Annotated in this window: 15 protein-coding genes and 1 pseudogene; 14 read left to right on the plus strand and 2 right to left on the minus strand. The window is 55.4% G+C overall.

Annotated features, from left to right (window positions below; all coding sequences use genetic code 11):
• Positions 1–11 precede the first annotated feature (11 nt).
• Positions 12–2,705 carry a nitrate reductase gene (locus TRICHSKD4_RS15005; protein WP_009467720.1) on the plus strand — a complete coding sequence of 898 codons (2,694 nt, stop codon included), beginning with the start codon at positions 12–14 and terminating at the stop codon, positions 2,703–2,705.
• The gene (gene cysG / locus TRICHSKD4_RS15010; RefSeq protein WP_083782802.1) at positions 2,680–4,176 is read left to right on the plus strand and encodes a siroheme synthase CysG; all 1,497 of its coding nucleotides are present in this window, start codon (positions 2,680–2,682) and stop codon (positions 4,174–4,176) included. Before TRICHSKD4_RS15005 ends, cysG begins: the two co-directional genes overlap by 26 nt.
• A gap of 195 nt (positions 4,177–4,371) precedes the next feature.
• On the opposite strand, the gene TRICHSKD4_RS30820 is transcribed toward cysG, so the two are convergent.
• Together TRICHSKD4_RS30820 and TRICHSKD4_RS15015 are read right to left on the minus strand one after the other, a co-directional pair.
• Positions 4,372–4,530: a hypothetical protein gene (locus TRICHSKD4_RS30820; RefSeq protein ID WP_009467722.1), complete on the minus strand. Its 159-nt coding sequence runs from the start codon at positions 4,528–4,530 to the stop codon at positions 4,372–4,374.
• Positions 4,531–4,660: 130 nt separating this feature from the next.
• Complete coding sequence (locus TRICHSKD4_RS15015; RefSeq protein ID WP_009467723.1) at positions 4,661–5,578, minus strand: LysR family transcriptional regulator; 918 nt, start codon at positions 5,576–5,578, stop codon at positions 4,661–4,663.
• A 224-nt stretch (positions 5,579–5,802) separates the two neighbouring features.
• Between TRICHSKD4_RS15015 and TRICHSKD4_RS15020 the strand changes: the two genes are divergently transcribed.
• The 12 genes and pseudogenes from TRICHSKD4_RS15020 to TRICHSKD4_RS30825 form a co-directional block, all read left to right on the plus strand.
• Positions 5,803–6,579: a 5-oxoprolinase subunit PxpA gene (locus TRICHSKD4_RS15020; protein ID WP_009467724.1), complete on the plus strand. Its 777-nt coding sequence runs from the start codon at positions 5,803–5,805 to the stop codon at positions 6,577–6,579.
• Between the two features lie 17 nt (positions 6,580–6,596).
• The gene (locus TRICHSKD4_RS15025) at positions 6,597–6,833 is read left to right on the plus strand and encodes an acetyl-CoA carboxylase (protein ID WP_009467725.1); all 237 of its coding nucleotides are present in this window, start codon (positions 6,597–6,599) and stop codon (positions 6,831–6,833) included.
• A gap of 1 nt (position 6,834) precedes the next feature.
• The gene (locus TRICHSKD4_RS15030; RefSeq protein WP_009467726.1) at positions 6,835–8,205 is read left to right on the plus strand and encodes an acetyl-CoA carboxylase biotin carboxylase subunit; all 1,371 of its coding nucleotides are present in this window, start codon (positions 6,835–6,837) and stop codon (positions 8,203–8,205) included.
• Between the two features lie 8 nt (positions 8,206–8,213).
• Positions 8,214–9,089: an allophanate hydrolase subunit 1 gene (locus TRICHSKD4_RS15035; protein WP_009467727.1), complete on the plus strand. Its 876-nt coding sequence runs from the start codon at positions 8,214–8,216 to the stop codon at positions 9,087–9,089.
• A complete protein-coding gene (locus tag TRICHSKD4_RS15040) occupies positions 9,079–10,050 on the plus strand; it encodes a biotin-dependent carboxyltransferase family protein (RefSeq protein ID WP_040616979.1) in 972 nt (323 codons plus the stop codon). The genes TRICHSKD4_RS15035 and TRICHSKD4_RS15040 overlap by 11 nt, the downstream gene beginning before the upstream one ends.
• Positions 10,051–10,149: 99 nt before the next feature.
• The gene (gene torT, locus TRICHSKD4_RS15045) at positions 10,150–11,199 is read left to right on the plus strand and encodes a TMAO reductase system periplasmic protein TorT (protein WP_371256808.1); all 1,050 of its coding nucleotides are present in this window, start codon (positions 10,150–10,152) and stop codon (positions 11,197–11,199) included.
• Between the two features lie 64 nt (positions 11,200–11,263).
• The gene (locus TRICHSKD4_RS15050; protein WP_009467730.1) at positions 11,264–12,772 is read left to right on the plus strand and encodes a sugar ABC transporter ATP-binding protein; all 1,509 of its coding nucleotides are present in this window, start codon (positions 11,264–11,266) and stop codon (positions 12,770–12,772) included.
• The gene (locus tag TRICHSKD4_RS15055; RefSeq protein ID WP_009467731.1) at positions 12,769–13,779 is read left to right on the plus strand and encodes an ABC transporter permease; all 1,011 of its coding nucleotides are present in this window, start codon (positions 12,769–12,771) and stop codon (positions 13,777–13,779) included. Before TRICHSKD4_RS15050 ends, TRICHSKD4_RS15055 begins: the two co-directional genes overlap by 4 nt.
• A gap of 73 nt (positions 13,780–13,852) precedes the next feature.
• The gene (locus TRICHSKD4_RS15060; protein ID WP_009467732.1) at positions 13,853–15,139 is read left to right on the plus strand and encodes a 4-aminobutyrate--2-oxoglutarate transaminase; all 1,287 of its coding nucleotides are present in this window, start codon (positions 13,853–13,855) and stop codon (positions 15,137–15,139) included.
• A complete protein-coding gene (locus TRICHSKD4_RS15065; RefSeq protein ID WP_009467733.1) occupies positions 15,132–16,586 on the plus strand; it encodes an NAD-dependent succinate-semialdehyde dehydrogenase in 1,455 nt (484 codons plus the stop codon). The genes TRICHSKD4_RS15060 and TRICHSKD4_RS15065 overlap by 8 nt, the downstream gene beginning before the upstream one ends.
• Complete coding sequence (locus tag TRICHSKD4_RS32110; protein ID WP_040616980.1) at positions 16,583–16,918, plus strand: ATP-binding cassette domain-containing protein; 336 nt, start codon at positions 16,583–16,585, stop codon at positions 16,916–16,918. Before TRICHSKD4_RS15065 ends, TRICHSKD4_RS32110 begins: the two co-directional genes overlap by 4 nt.
• A gap of 5 nt (positions 16,919–16,923) precedes the next feature.
• A pseudogene (locus TRICHSKD4_RS30825) lies at positions 16,924–17,079 on the plus strand (ABC transporter ATP-binding protein); the annotation flags it as partial.

Below are 17,079 nucleotides of genomic sequence, written 5' to 3' on the forward strand. Positions count from 1 at the left end.
AGCCGCGCCCGATGACCGGCACATCAAAAGAAAAAACGGTCAAGACCACCTGCCCATATTGCGGGGTCGGGTGCGGGGTGCTAGCAACACTCAAGGAAGACGGATCGGTGGGAATTGCCGGTGATCCGGATCATCCGGCCAACTACGGCCGCTTGTGCTCAAAGGGGTCAGCGCTGGGGGAAACCCTGTCGCTGGAAGACCGGCTGCTTCATCCGGAAATCGACGGCAAACGGTCCGATTGGGACAGCGCGCTCAGCCTTGTTGCCCGTAAATTCTCTGAAGCCATCAGAGATCACGGGCCGGACAGCGTTGCGTTTTATGTCTCCGGCCAGATCCTGACCGAGGACTATTACGTTGCCAACAAGCTGATGAAAGGCTTCATCGGCTCGGCCAACATCGACACGAATTCCAGGCTCTGCATGGCCTCGTCCGTTGCCGGTCACCGCCGCGCGTTCGGAAGCGACACCGTTCCGGGAACCTATGAGGATCTTGAAACCTGCGATCTTCTCGTGCTGGTCGGGTCAAACCTTGCCTGGTGTCACCCGGTGCTGTTTCAGCGGGTCGAAGCGGCAAAGGCAAACAATCCGAACATGCGGGTCGTCGTGGTCGATCCGCGTGAAACGGCAACCTGCGCCATTGCCGACCTGCACCTTGGCTTGAAGCCCGACACGGATGTCGCGCTGTTCAATGGCCTGCTGGCCTTCCTTGCCGAAACAGAAGCCCTGGATCGCAGCTATATCGCGGCCCATACGAACGGCTTTGAAGAGGCGCTCGCGGCGGCTAGTCCTTGCGAAATCAACCGGATTTCGGATCAAACCGGCCTGACGCCCCATGACATTGCGACCTTCTACACACTGGTGGCACGGACGGAAAAGACGGTTACGCTTTACAGCCAAGGCGTCAACCAATCGGTTGTCGGCACAGACAAGGTCAATGCGATCATCAACACGCACTTGGCAACCGGTCGGATCGGCAAACCGGGAATGGGGCCGTTCTCGGCAACAGGCCAGCCGAATGCCATGGGCGGACGCGAGGTTGGCGGCCTTGCCAACATGCTTGCCGCTCACATGGTGATCGAAAACCCGGAACACCGTGCGCTCGTGCAAGACCTCTGGCAGAGCCCGGTCATTGCATCAAAACAGGGGTTGAAAGCGGTTGACCTTTTCGAGGCGGCATGGGATGGCAAGATCAAGGCACTTTGGATAATGGCCACCAATCCGGTCGACAGCCTGCCGGACGCTGATGGGGTCGCGGAAGCGCTCAAGACCTGCCCGTTTGTGGTCGTCTCCGATGTGACCCGGGCAGCCGATACCGTCGCCTATGCGGATGTTCTTCTGCCTGCTGCGGCCTGGGGTGAGAAGGACGGCACCGTCACCAATTCCGAGCGGCGGATTTCACGGCAGCGGAAGTTTCTGGATCTGCCCGGTGAGACAAAACCCGATTGGTGGCAATTGGCGGACGTTGCCCGCCGGATGGGGTTTGAGGACGCGTTTTCCTACAACGGCCCGGACGCTGTTTTCCGCGAACACGTGGCATTGTCCGCTGCGGGAAACAACGGCTCACGGGATTTCAACATCAGTGCGCTGAAAGACATCCCGGCAGCCGCGTATAACGATCTGGAGTCCGTCCAGTGGCCACAGGCCGGGGCAACCGTTTGCAACAGCGAAACGCGGTTCTTTGCCAAGGGCGGTTTTTTCACGCCGAACGGCAAGGCGAATTTCATCGCGGTCTCTCACAAGGACCCGCGTAAGCGCGAACGGCGGTTCCCGCTGGTTCTGAACACCGGCCGGATCCGCGACCACTGGCACACTATGACCCGCACGGGCAAAACGTCGCGCTTGTCTTCGCATATTGCCGAGCCTTTCGCCGAACTGCACCCGCAGGACGCTCAAGACGCCGGTATCAACCCCGCCGATCTGATGGAAGTCAAAAGCCCTTATGGGTCTGCCGTTGTCCGGGCGCAGATCACCGACCGGGCGCAGAAAGGATCGGTGTTCGTGCCGATGCACTGGACCGATCAGGTCAGCTCCAAAGGCCGGATCGATGCCGTGGTGGCGCCGGAAACAGACCCGGTGTCCGGTCAGCCCGGCTCCAAGTTCACACCTGTTGCCATCCGCAAACTGGAATTTTCCTGGCATGGCTTTGCGGTTCTGAAGGACAAGCCGGACCAGCTCGATACCGGATATTGGGCGACTGCTCCGACCGAAGGCGGTTGGCGGGCCGAGCTGGCGGGCGACAGGTGCACTAATCCCGAAGATTTTGCGGGCCGGCTCCTTCCTGAAGATACAGAATTCCTCTGGTTCGAAGACGGCACAACGGGCGCACTCAGGATTGCCGGCTGGTTCGGCGCAGAGCTTGCCGGAGCGTTTTTCTTTGCCCCTGATCCTGTCGCTGTTTCCCGTCCGTGGGCCTGCGGGCTGTTGACTGCTGAAACGTTGACCAAAGACCAAAGATACCGGGTTCTTGCGGGCCGTCCGCCGGCAGACCTTCCCGACAAGGGCGCAATCGTCTGTTCCTGCTTTCAGGTCGGCAGCGCGGAAATTGCCGCCGAAGCCACGAAGGGCGCCACCACCGTCAAGGCCATTGGTGCCTGCCTGAAAGCCGGAACCAATTGCGGGTCTTGCCGCTCCGAAATCCAGACCCTGCTCGACGCTGTTGCCAAGGAGACACCACGCGAAGATGCCGACATCGCGCAAGCCAGCTGAAGTGCGCCCCAAACGGCGTGTGGCAAGGGTCGAGCCCTTGGCGAGCCTGCCGTTGTTCTTTCCACTTGAAGGCCGCAAGGTGGTTCTCGCCGGAGGGACGGACGCAGCCGCCTGGAAGGCGGAACTTCTGGCCGCCAGCGGAGCTGAAGTACACGTCTTTGCCGAAGAACTCAGCGAGGTTTTCGAAACGCTTCTGGAGCGCGGCAACCTGAAGTGCCGCTTTGTTCATCATGCCCGTCCGTGGAGCACGGACGTGATTTCAGGGGCAGCGCTTGCAATAGCCGATGCCCCCTCGGACGGTGCGGCGCAGGCCTTTTATTGCGCCGGCAAGGCCGCAGGCGTTCCGGTCAACGTCATCGACAATCCGCCGTTTTGCGAGTTTCAGTTCGGCTCCATCGTCAACCGCTCCCCGGTCGTCATCGGCATCTCGACCAATGGGGTCGCCCCGATCCTCGGTCAGGCGATCCGGCGGCGGATTGAAACGCTGTTGCCAACCTCGCTTCAGGACTGGGCAGCGCTTGCGGGCCGGATCCGGGCCCGCGTTCTGGAAAGCCTCGCACCGGGAGCAGAGCGCCGCAGGTTCTGGGAACGGTTCACCGACATGGCCTTTTCCGGAAAGGTTGTCGCAGCAGACGCCACAAGCCGTGATTTGGAAGACGTTTTCGGCGAGGCAGCTCATGTTCGGCAGGGCCGGGTGACACTGGTCGGTGCCGGACCGGGAGATGCGGAAAACCTGACCTTGAAAGCCATGCGGACGCTTCAATCCGCTGATGTCATCCTGTTTGACGATCTGGTTGACGACAGTGTTCTGGAACTCGCGCGCCGTGAAGCCAAACGCATGTTGGTCGGCAAGCGCGGCGGAAGGGAAAGTTGCCGTCAGGAAGACATCAACGATATGATGGTGTCGCTCGCCAGTCAGGGCAAACACGTCGTCCGGCTGAAATCCGGCGATCCGATGATTTTCGGACGGGCGGGTGAGGAATTGACGAGACTGGCTGAGGAAGGCATTCCGGCCAGTGTTGTTCCCGGCATTACCGCAGCCTCCGCGATGGCAGCTGAACTCGGCATCTCTCTGACCCACCGAGATCACGCGCAGAGCGTTCGGTTCGTCACAGCTCACTCCAGAAAAGGAAAATTGCCCGACACGGTCGATTGGCGCGGACTAGCCGATCCGGCAACAACAACCGTTTTCTATATGGGGCGCCGAATGGCAGGCCAGATAAGTCAGCGTTTAATCACCGAAGGTCGGCGACCAGGAACTCCTGTCAAAGCGATGGCCAATGTTTCCCGGAAGGACTCAGTCAGCTGGTCAGGCTCATTGACCAAACTGGCACAAGGTGTCGACAGTTTGGAGACTGACGGCCCTGTTCTCATTGCAATAGGGGACGTCTTCGCACAAAAAATTTCCTCAAATTCAAACCCTGAAAATCAGTATGGAGTGAATTCCCAAGTTCGAAAAAGCATTTCGTGAGTATTTTCTAGAGTATAAGTGGTTTTGTGAGACATGACCCTGACATAGAACCTGACACCTGTTTGGCTACTGCGCGTCTTGATGCCCTACGCTCGCGAATATTCCCTTGGGGCAGGTCAATCCCTCTGAAAGGACCCGTGCTAGGCACTTGCCGCAAGTTGGCGCATCTGCCCAAGGATAAACTCCATCACTCCGCTAGGCTTTGCCAGTTCGGCTTCCGTCGCCTGTTCCATTTCTCTTACTGAAGTGACCGATGATGGCACCTGCCACCCTCCGCGATGCGGTGGACAGGTCCGGCATAATAGCCAGAGCCTTGTAGGCGAAGAGGACATCATTCTGCTGGATGAGAGGCATTAATACCTCCCAGAATTTGAGCGCTAGTTGATTTGCAAATGCACTACTAACTTATTGAATTCGTTTGATCAAAAACGAACCCGTGTTGCTAAAATATCCAGCTAGATCGATAGATAGGGCCCGATTGCGTTCACTTCCGTCCAGCGAATTGTGCCATTTGTGGGGCGACGAAGCTTTGTTTGAAATAGTCCATCAAGAGGTTCATCGCAGGAGTGAATTCCGTTCCCTTTCGCCAGGCAAGGCCCACATTCATGGTTGGAATATCGATATTAGTTGAAAGGGTCTCAATCCGTTTTCCCTCCAATGACCACGGTCGGTAGACCATGTCGGACAGAATGGTGACACCCTGACCATTGGCGACCATGGAGCGTGTTGCTTCAACGGATGATGTGCGCAATTTGGTTTTGGGCAGGAAGTTGGTCTGACTCCAGTACTTGATCGTCGTATGAGCGGCTTCATCGACTGTCAGCATGATGTAGTCTTCTTCGGCAATGGCTTCGAAGGTCGCTTTGTTAGACCCTAAAAACCTGTGCCCGTTCGGAACCCAGAGACGACGGGAGGATTTTAGAAGGGTTTCGCTTTCAAGGTCCGGATTGGTTAGGTTTGAAGTCAGAACAACGGCGAGATCAAACCTGTTGGAAAAAAGCCCATCTTCAATGCTTTCGCGGTTCAGCTCGCTGACTTGGATATCCAAGTTCGGGTGAAGGCGAGACAGACGGTCGAGATGATAGGGAAGAAAGTAGCCGATCACCGTATATGTGGCCGCGAGCGTCAATCGGCCGCCTTCTTCTGATCTGCGGCTTGTCAGTTTCCGAGCTTCGTCCACTTTCTCCAGTATTTCACGAGAAGCTGCCAGAAACTCCCGACCGGCATCTGTCATTTCCATGCCTGTTGATGATCTCTGAAACAGGTCGGCGCCCAGAGTTATCTCCAGTTCCTTGATCGCGCTTGTGACAGAAGACTGGGATATCGCGAGAGCATTGGCCGCTCGGCTGACCTGACCTGTCTCAGCGGTTGCGACAAAATACTTCAGATGACGTAGGTTCATGTATCTGATTTTCCAAATACGGGGAAAACTTTTTCTAAAAAATAGAAGTACATGAAAATCACCTAACGTCAAATTTTGAAAATTACGAAAAATTACAAGAACAAGCTGTCAACGCTGAGCAGGAGTAATATCGGATAAATCGATATTGCTTCCACAAAACAAAGAATTTCAATTCCTTCCTCGCTTCTGAGAGGCTTGAGCTATAAAGATTGGAGCGCAGGCACATGCAAGACATCGTCGATCTCAATTGTGACATGGGGGAAGGGTTCGGTCATTGGACCCTTGGCGACGCTCCCGATGAAGAGATCATGGCGATTATCAGTTCCGCCAATGTGGCGACCGGGTTTCATGCTGGTGATCCCAACTCCATGGACCGGGTGGTCAAACTAACGCAATCTTATGGTGTCGGGCTTGGCGCACATCCCGGGTATCGCGATCTGCAAGGGTTTGGACGTCGTTACATCAAGACATCATCTGATGAGCTCATAAATGACATCGTCTATCAGGTTGGGGCACTTCGCGAGTTCGGACGACGCTACGGCGTAAGCCTGCAGCACGTGAAGCCTCATGGCGCCCTCTATATGGAAGCTGCTACCAACCCCGAGTTGTCGCAAAAACTTGTCGATACACTCGGCCAGATAAGTGCCACGTCGATCCTGTTTTGCATGGGGATTTCCGAAACCTACAAACTTGCAAAACAAGCAGGCCATCCGGTTGCTCGCGAATTTTACGCTGATCGCGAGTACGACGAAACCGGATCCATCATCTTCAAGCGGCGTGTTGCACGCCTGAAGCCCGAAGAGGTTGCAGCCAAGTGTGTACGGGCCTGTAAGGAAGGTCTCGTCACCACCTCTGAAGGCACAGATATCGAAATCGAGTTCGAGACGATCTGTTTTCATTCAGATACGCCCGGAGCCCTCGAGATCGGAAAAGCCATTCGAACCGGACTGACGGACGCGGGCATCACCATTGCACCGGCTGCGACAGTTCTCGGACTTTGAGATAAGCGGGAGGAACCATGTCTCAAGTGCTCTCACCACTTCCAGGAACCTTCTATGTGAAGCCGTCTCCGGAAGCCAAACCCTATAAGGCAAAAGGCGACATGGTCGCTGTTGGTGACGTTATCGGCCTCGTTGAAGTCATGAAGACATTTATCGAAGTGAAATCTGAAAAGGCTGGAACCTTTCGCGAATATGTAGCTGACGATGCTTGCCCGGTGTCTGCCGGTCAACCGGTCGCATCCCTGGAGTTTTAGGATGCCGATCCAACGTCTCTTCATAGCCAACCGCGGGGAAATTGCCGTCAGGATTGTCAAGGCCGCAAAGGAATTGGGCATCACGACTATTCAGGCGCATTCCGATGCAGACAAGGACATGTTGGCAGTCCGGATGGCCGATGAGGCTTTGTCAATCGGCCCCGCCGCTGCAAAGGATTCCTATCTAAATGTCGACAGGGTCGTTGAGGCCGCAAAGGCATCTGGTGCTGATGCGGTTCACCCTGGTTACGGCTTTCTGGCGGAAAATGCGGGCTTTGCAAAAGCTGTTACTGAGGCCGGAATGATTTTTGTCGGTCCCGCGGCGTCTACGATTGAGCGGATGGGAGATAAGGTGGCTGCGCGGCAGGCGGCCGAGGCTGCTGGAGTTCCCGTCGTTCCCGGCTCCAAGGGGCGCATTGAAACCGTCGATGAAGCTGCCGAGATCGCACAGGCTGTCGGATACCCCGTGATGATCAAAGCCTCCGCTGGAGGCGGTGGACGAGGGATTCGGATCGCTTCGAACGAAGTGGAATTGAGAGAACTTGCTCCCATGGCGCAGGCTGAGGCCAAAGCGGCGTTCGGGGATGGTGGGCTATATTTGGAGCGCGCAGTTGCGTCGCCGCGCCATATCGAAGTCCAGATTGTAGGCGACGGGAACCAGGCGGTGCATTTCTATGAACGGGAATGCTCCTTGCAACGCCGCAGGCAGAAAGTCTGGGAAGAAGCTGGTGCTGACTGTCTGGATGAGGCGACACGAGACAAGCTTTGTCAAACGGCCGTCGCATTGGCAGAAGCAGTCAATTATCGCGGCGCTGGAACTCTGGAGTATCTCTACGACCCAGGCGCCAACGAATTCTACTTTATCGAAATGAACACACGGATCCAGGTCGAACACCCGGTCACCGAAATGGTGACAGGCTTCGATCTGGTGAAGGAAATGATCCGGGTGTGTGGTGGCGAACCACTTAGTGTCAGCCAAGATCAAATCAAGCGTTCGGGTCATGCGATTGAAGTTCGTCTAAATGCGGAAGACCCGTTCATGCAGTTCCTACCCTTCCCGGGGAAGGTCGAACGTTTGAAGTTGCCTGAAGGGGATGGCATTCGTGTCGATCACTTCATGTATGAGGGCTATCAGATCCCGCCTTTTTATGACTCCCTGATTGGCAAGCTGATTGTCCATGGAAGGGACCGGGCCGACGCAATTGCCAAGATGTCGAGAGCTCTGAACAGCCTTGAAATAGATGGGCTGAAAACAACGGTCCCTCTGCACAAGGCGCTCGCTCGCGATGCGGATGTTGCTGCAGATGCGTTCCACACCCAGTGGCTTGAGCCTTGGCTCGACGCTGGAAACCTGTCCTCCGAGCAGATGTGAGGTCGATGATGAAAACGAGATACACCTTTGGTGGTGATGAACACGTTTATGTCGAAATCGACGATGAGATGTCGCTCGATGCATTCTTCAAGTCTCTGTCGATGAGCAACGCGGTACGTGCTGCCAACATTGATGGAGTGACCGAGATTTGCCCGGCTAATGCATCTTTCCAAGTGCGGTTTGACCCGGATGTCATCTCGCCGGACGCCATGATGGGGCGGCTGAAGGAATTTGAACAAGTTGCGGTGAATGCAGAAAAACGCCTGAAAACCCGCATTGTTGAAATTCCGGTTTTCTATGAAGACCCTTGGACCCATGAAACGCTCATGCGCTTTCGTGAACGCCATCAGGATCCAAATGGCAGTGACCTTGAATATGCAGCCCGGAGCAACGGCTATGACACTGTGGCTGATTTCATAACCGCCCATCACTCTCAGCCCTGGTTTGTTTCCATGGTTGGGTTTGTGGCCGGCCTTCCCTTTCTCTATCAACTCGTGGAGCGGGAAAAGCAGTTGCAGGTGCCAAAATATCTGCGCCCGCGCACGGATACTCCAAAGCACACGGTTGGCTACGGCGGTTGTTTTTCCTGCATCTATTCGGTTCGCGGAGCAGGCGGTTACCAGATGTTCGGCATCACGCCGATGCCGATCTACGATCCGGAGGGAAGCGTCAGTTACCTGAAAGACTTCATGGTGTTCTTCAAACCGGGAGACATTGTGAAGTGGAAGCCGATCACGCGCGGAGAATATGACGCGATCACGGATGCGGTAGAGGCCGGGACCTACCAGCCCCGGATAGCGGAAGTGGATTTCGATCTGGACGAGTTCAACGCCGACATGCGTGGGACCAACGCAAAGATGCTGGAGGCCCTCAATGACGCTTAAGATAAAAAATCCCGGGCTCTCCACCTCGATTCAGGACCTGGGTCGCCCAGGTTACTTCCATCTTGGAATTCCGATGGGCGGAGCTATGGACCGCTTCGCTCTTCGCGCTGCCAATACGCTGGTCGGCAATCCGGAAGAGGCGGCATGCCTCGAAGCTGTCTTCATGGGCCCTGAAATCGAATTTCAGGCTGAAGCAACTGTCGCTGTGACCGGCGCGGACCTACCGATTGATGTAGACGGGAACCCAGTCGAGGGCTGGACCTCGTTTAAAGTCAAGGCCGGACAGGTCTTGAGCTTCGGTTTCCTAGTGTCCGGAGCACGTGCTTACATTGCAATCAGTGGCGGTATTACAACCCCGGAGGCGCTGGGTAGCCGTTCTGCTTATCCCATTGGTGCGCTCGGCGGTGTTGAAGGTCGGGCCATTCAAGCTGGCGATGTCTTGCCCGTGGGCAAAGTTGCCGGCGTCGGCGCTGGACGTTCCGTTCCGACGGAACTTCGTCGGAAACCTGCCAACCCGGCTGAACTCCGCGTCCTCCCAGGACTGTACTGGCACAGGTTAACCGAAGCGTCCGGCACCGGCTTTTTCGAAGACGAATGGACAGTTGCCCCTGAAGCCGACCGCATGGGATATCGGTTCAAAGGCGGGAAGCCACTGGAGTTCGTCGACCGCGACCAGCCATTTGGGGCAGGAGCAGACCCATCCAACATTGTCGATGGGTGTTATTCCTATGGGTCGATCCAGGTGCCGGGTGGAACAGAGCCGATAGTGCTGCACCGGGATGCTGTTTCTGGAGGTGGCTACTTCACCCTCGGTGCGATCATTTCCGCCGATATGGACCTGATCGGGCAACTTCAACCGCATACGCCAGTGAAATTCGTTCGTGTTGACATGGATGAGGCACTCGCTGCGCGCAAGGACAGGAAGCAAATGCTTCAACGAATAAGAGAAGAGCTCAGCTAAGAGCCGCAAAATAACCCCTGAAATTGCGGGAGGCCGCAACAAAACTCTTGAACTGACTGGGAGGTCGGAACGATGAAACTCGCCTTGAAAACCGTTTCCATGCTTGCAATTACAGCAGCTATTCCAATGTCGAGCGCCCTGGCGGACGCCTGGTATCCCTATGATGCGGAGGAAGTGTCGCCAGCGTTTTCCGGCGAAGGCGAGGTCAAAGCTGTCGTTTACACCGCGCTTGAAAGGGCTGCGAAGCCTTGGAATATCTGCGTGTCCTTTCCGCACATGAAGGACGCATATTGGCTCGGCGTTGATTACGGGGTTGCTGATGAGGCGACCCGTCTCGGCGTGAACATGAACCTAGTTGAAGCAGGTGGATACACCGAGCTCAACAAGCAGATTGGCCAGCTGGAAGATTGCGTTGCAAGCGGCGCAGATGCTGTGGTCGTTGGTGCAATTTCCTATGACGGCCTCAACAACGTTATTGGCGAAATCGCCGGCAAGGGTATTCCGGTGATTGATGTCATCAACGGCGTGTCATCGAACGAGATTGCGGCGAAGTCGCTCGTATCCTTCAAGACCATGGGCTACGAGACCGGCGCATATCTTGCGGCCAAGCACCCGGCAGGCTCAGACGAAGTTCTGGTTGGTTGGTTCCCCGGACCGGCAGGTGCTGGCTGGGTGGAAGCCGCTCACGCAGGCTTCATGGAAGCAGTTGAAGGCTCGGCCATCAAGGTTTTGGAGCCACGCTTTGGTGATACAGGCAAGGAAACCCAGCTCAAACTGGTTGAAGACGTCCTGCAGGCTAATCCGGATGTGCGTTACCTTGCGGGAACCGCTGTGACGGCTGAAGCAGCACAGGGTTTGATCCGAGAGCGCGGGTTGAAGGGCAAGGTCGATCTTCTGGCATTCTACATGACACCTGGTGTCTACACCGGTATCCAGCGCGGCTTCATTCTGGCAGCACCAGCCGACAGCATGGTGATCCAGGGCCGAATTGCGGTCGATCAGGCTGTTCGAATTCTCGAAGGCAAAGAGTACGTCAAACATGTCGGTCCGAAAATCTTTGTTGTCGATCCGGAAAACATCGAGACCGTAGCGCGTGAAAACATCCTGCCGCCGAAGGGGTACTCGGCAGTTTTCAACGTCTCCAACTAAACCCTCCCTGAAACTACGGGCCTGACGGTCACCCCTGAGGGCCCGTTTTTTTCGGAACTGAGCGATGAGTAATCCAAGTCTCATATCCACGAGCCAGCTTACCAAACAATACCCAGGCGTGCGCGCACTGGATGGTGTCGATTTTGAGCTGAGCGCTGGAGAGGTCCATGTGCTGTTTGGCGAGAACGGTGCAGGCAAATCCACTTTGATTTCGATGTTGGCTGGAGCGAATACGCCCAGCTCGGGCAAAATTGTCCTGAACGGCGAAGTGGCGTCTTTTGAGAGTGTCGCAGATGCCCAGGGACAAGGGATTTATACTGTTTTTCAGGAATTCTCGCTGATCCCGACATTAACGGTTGCTCAGAACATCTTCCTGGGATGGGAACCTCGCTTTGGCCCTTTCCTTGACCACCGCACAATGAGATCCCGGTCTCGTGAGATGCTTTCCGAGCTTGGGTTTGACATCGATCCCGGGCAGCTTGTCGCACAGCTCTCGCGGGCGCAGCAACAAATGGTGGAAATCACCAAGGCTTTCCACGGTAATCTCAAAGCCCTCATTCTTGATGAGCCAACAGCCTCGTTGTCTGACCGGGAAGTCGACCATCTATTCGATTTTATCAAGCGGCTGAAATCTGAAGGCGTCGGGATCATCTATATTTCGCACCGAATTCAAGAGTTCGCCCGCATAGCAGACCGGGTAACGGTCCTCCGAGACGGAGCCAAGGTTGGCACTGTCGCCATGGAGGACACGGATGACAATCGGCTGGTTGAGATGATGACCGGTCGTGCCATTGACGAAATCTATCCGCAGATCGCACACAACCCGGCGGAGACCCTGCTCGAGGTGGATCAACTCGTCGGAATTGGCGTTAAAGGTGCATCTTTCTCCGTCAAGGCAGGGGAAGTCCTCGGAGTTGCCGGGCTTGTCGGCTCGGGAAAGTCCAGATTGTTTCGAACGGTCATGGGCTTGGGAAGCAAACAATCGGGGCGTGTGACCTATTGCGGCCGGGATATCTCCAATCTCTCTACCCGAGAGATTATCCAGGCGGGCATCTACTACTTGTCGCCAGACCGGAAAGCAGAAGGTCTGGATCTGGCCAAGACCTCCAGAGACAATCTTGCAGTTAATCTTGTCATGGGCCGGGAAGTGGCGTCCGGTGAACGCTTGGTTCAATGGAAACGGGTGGACCGGGGCGTCAGTACGATCTCTGATACAGTTGAACTGCATCAAACCTATCGGCGAAAACCGGTGGCCCAATTGTCCGGCGGCAATCAACAGAAGGTGCTGTTTGGCAAATGCTTCGGTCAGGAGGCCGATCTCATCATCTTCGATGAACCGACAGTGGGCGTCGATATGGGCACGCGGTCCGCGCTCTACAGGCTCATTCGCGATCTGGCCGAGGCCGGGAAAGCCATCGTGATTATCTCATCTGACCTGCCTGAAGTCCTCAACCTTGCGCACCGCATGATTGTTTTAGCGCACGGCCATATCTCCGGAGAACTATCTGGAGACGACATGACTGAAGACCAGATCCTCAAACTATTCTTTGATGAAAGTGGAGTGGAAACATGACCGCTCAAATAGTCTCAAACTCGCCGAGCTTCTCGGTCCGGCGTCTCTTTGTGAAAGTCGGCGTTTTGCCGTTCTTTTTGATCACTGCGCTCGTGATCTTCACTTTGCTATCGCCAAAATTCTTGACGGGGCAGAACCTAATCAATGTGGCCAGACAATCGGTCTATTTGGTTCTTGTGTCGATGGGACAGATGATTGTCCTGATCTCCGGCGGATTTGATCTGTCCGTTGGAACATTAATAGCGCTGACGTCTGTTGTGTCGGCACTGGGAATGGTCTGGTTTGCAGGCATGTTTCCCGATGCAATTTGGGTAGCCATTCTTTTCGGAGCCCTGATCGGATTTGGCGTTGCATTGATCGTTGGCCTGGTGAATGGCGCAGGCGTCGCCTATTTCGATGTTTCGCCCTTCATCATGACCCTCGGGGTTTCATCCGTGGGCGCTGGATTCGCATTGTTCCTGACTGGCGGAGTACCGGTTTCGGACCTGCCGTTTGAATTTGGAGACACATTTGGGTTTGGCAGGGTCTTCGGGATCCCCGTCCCCGTTATTGTCGCGCTGGTCGTAATTGCCGTGATGTGGATTCTCATGTCCCGTACACGCCTTGGAACGCAGATTTATGCAGTCGGTGGTAATATCAAGGCAGCGCATCTGTCGGCGATCAACACCAAGAAAACACTGCTCTTTGCCTATGTCATATGCGCCTTGATTGCGTCTTTGACCGGGCTTCTTCTGACAGCGCGCGTTGAAACTGGTGAGGCTAATCTAGGAGGCACAATAGCGCTTGAATCCATCGCGGCCTGTGTGATTGCAGGTGTGTCCCTCAGAGGTGGTATTGGCCGGGTTGAGAATGTGGTGCTGGGCGCGTTTTTCATTGTGCTGGTCCAGAACGGTATGAATCTCGCGCAAGTTAGTTCCTACATGCAAATGGTATTGCTTGGCGCACTGTTGATCCTCGCCGTGATCTTCGACCAACTTCGTTATCGAATGCTGATGAGTGGAACCTGACGTCGATTCCCAGATAACCAATTTGGCAGGGATGCCTGCCAATTTCCTGATCTAAAATTGAGAGGCCAAGGCCATGTTGAACGCGGAAATCAGTCGCCGCCGTGAGGATGCTATTGCCCGGGGTGTGGGCATGCAGACCCAGATTTATGCTGCGCGCGCAGAAAACTCGGAAGTCTGGGACGTCGAAGGCAAACGTTACATCGACTTCGCCTCAGGCATCGCGGTCGTGAACACCGGACACCGCCACCCGAAGGTTATCGCTGCAGTTGAAAACCAGCTGAAAGCCTTTACCCATACCTGTCATCAGGTTCTGCCATACGAGAATTACGTTCGATTGGCTGAGAGGCTGAATGCGGCGACACCGGGGGACTTTGCCAAAAAGACGGTCTTTGTCACAACCGGTGCTGAGGCGACCGAAAACGCAGTGAAGGTTGCCCGTGCCTATACGGGTCGCTCTGCCGTTATTGCATTCAGTGGTGGATTTCATGGCCGTACTTTCATGGGCATGAGCATGACGGGCAAGGTTGCACCCTACAAGAAAGATTTCGGAGCGATGATGCCCGATGTCTATCATGTGCCGTTTCCTATCGAGCTGCATGGTGGTTCAAGTGCTGCGTCCCTTGAGGCCCTGAACAAGCTCTTCAAATCCGACCTTGATCCAAGCCGAGTTGCGGCAATCATTTTTGAGCCCGTTCAGGGAGAGGGCGGCTTTTACTCGGCCCCAGCAGAGTTTGTGAAAGCACTGCGCGCGCTATGCGACGAGCATGGCATTGTTTTGATCGCAGATGAGATACAGACCGGATTTGCGCGAACTGGGAACCTCTTTGCGATGGAAGCCACAGGTGTCGCTCCTGATATCACCACTATGGCAAAAGGTCTTGCTGGCGGTCTGCCCCTCGCAGCACTGACCGGCCGCGCAGACATCATGGATGCAGCCGGGCCAGGCGGTTTGGGTGGGACCTATGGTGGGCCACCAGTCGGGATCGCTGCCGCTCATGCTGTGCTGGACGTGATCGAAGAAGAAGATCTTTGCAATCGGGCCATCCAGCTTGGGTCCCGATTGAAGCAGAAGCTTGACGAGCTTCGTGCAAAAACACCTGAAGTTGTGGATGTTCGCGGGCTCGGATTCATGGTTGCTGCTGAATTCAATGTTGCAGGAACGTCAGAACCGTCGCCGGACTTTACCAACAAGGTCCGTGCTGAGGCTTTGAAGCGTGGCCTTGTTTTGCTGACCTGCGGGATCTTCGGAAACGTGATCCGTTTTCTCGCACCAGTCACGATTGAAGATGATGTCTTCGCTGAAGCACTGGAGATATTGGAGGCTTCCATCGCCGCAGCCAGGGAGAAAGGTGATGCTTGATCTCAGGTCTCCCGAATTACTGCGCACTAAAGCCTATATGAACGGGAGCTGGGTGGAAGTAACCAACACATTCGACGTCCATAATCCGGCCACCGGACAGGAACTTGCCAGCGTTGCGGACCTCACGGTCGACGATGTTCGTATTGCGATTTGTGCAGCTCACAGAGCCCAACCCATGTGGGCTGCAAAGACCGGAAAAGAGCGCGCGGCACTGCTTCGTCGGTGGCACGATTTGATGGTGGCGCATGCTGATGACCTGGCCCAAATCCTGACTGCAGAAATGGGCAAACCTTTAGCGGAGGCCAAGGGTGAAGTCCTCTATGGAGCGTCTTTCATCGAGTGGTTTGCGGAAGAGGCGAAACGCATCTATGGCGACGTGATCCCCGGTCATCAACCGGATAAAAGGATTGTTGTGCTGAAGCAGCCAGTCGGTGTTGTCGGATCGATCACCCCCTGGAATTTTCCGAATGCCATGATCGCCCGGAAGGTGGCTCCAGCCTTGGCCGTTGGTTGCACATTTGTAGCGCGACCTTCCGAGCTGACACCTCTCTCAGCCCTCGCCATGGCGGAGCTTGCGCATCAGGCAGGCATACCTGCAGGGGTCTTTAATGTTGTGCCGAGCACTGCCGCCGCCGAAGTAGGCGAGGAATTCTGCTCAAACGAAAAGATCGCCAAAATCACGTTCACCGGCTCGACACGGGTTGGCAAAATCCTGATGGAGCAGTGCGCTTCACAGGTCAAAAAAGTGTCGTTGGAATTGGGCGGTAATGCACCTTTCATTGTGTTCGATGATGCAGATGTCGATGCCGCCGTGGAAGGAGCGTTGATCGCGAAGTTTCGCAATGCCGGTCAAACATGTGTCTGTGCCAATCGCATCTATGCGCAAGCAGGCATCCACGATGAGTTTGTCCGCGAGCTTTCTGATCGCGTTCGCGAGTTCACGGTTGGAAACGGATTCCAGGATGTGACCTCGATTGGCCCCTTGATCAACAAAGCCGCCTTTCGAAAGGTCGAGGCGCATATATCAGATGCCGTTGCCAAGGGCGCAACAGTCAAAGTAGGCGGCAGTCCTCATGCGCTTGGTGGGCAGTTCTACGAGCCCACCGTCGTCACGGGCATGACATCGGATATGCTTGCCGCCAGCGAGGAGACATTCGGGCCCGTTGCTCCGGTGTTCAAATTCGAAACTGAGGAACAGGCTGCCATGCAGGCAAACGACAGCGAGTTTGGCCTGGCCGCCTATTTTTATACTCAGGATCTCAATCGGGCATGGCGCATGGCCGAGCAACTGCAAACTGGCATGGTTGGAATAAACACTGGGCTGATTTCAACCGAAGTTGCGCCGTTTGGCGGGATCAAGCAGTCTGGTTTGGGTCGAGAAGGGTCAAAATACGGCACAGATGATTATGTCGAACTCAAATACATGTGCTTTGGCGGCATCCAATGACCTTCTGGCAAAGCATATCCAGAAGCAAAGAGAATGAGCACTCTGTAAGAAGGGCCGAGGCGTTCCTGACGGTATCCAACGTCGATGCGCATATTCAAGAACGCACCGTGCTGACGGATATCAGTTTTGCCAGCGATCACGACCGAATTGGAATTGTCGGCCGGAACGGGTCGGGAAAGTCGGCACTGGCGCGTGTGCTTGCCGGTCTCATCAAACCTACCAGTGGCGTGGTTCGGATCAACGGGACCGATGTGGCGAGCGACCGCAAGGCCGCGCTTCGACTGGTCGGGGTCTTGTCGGCCCCTCCGGGTCCGGAAAGTCGACCCTGTTGATGGTCATGGCCGGACTGGAACGAGCGGATGAAGGCAGCGTTCATGTGGCAGGTTCTGAACTTGGCCCCTTATCCGAAGATGCCCTTGCCCAATTCCGTGGTCAAAATGTCGGAATTATCTTTCAGTCCTTCCATCTCGTTCCAAACATGACCGCACTTGAA

Source organism: Roseibium sp. TrichSKD4 (assembly GCF_000148725.1).
GTDB lineage: Bacteria > Pseudomonadota > Alphaproteobacteria > Rhizobiales > Stappiaceae > Roseibium.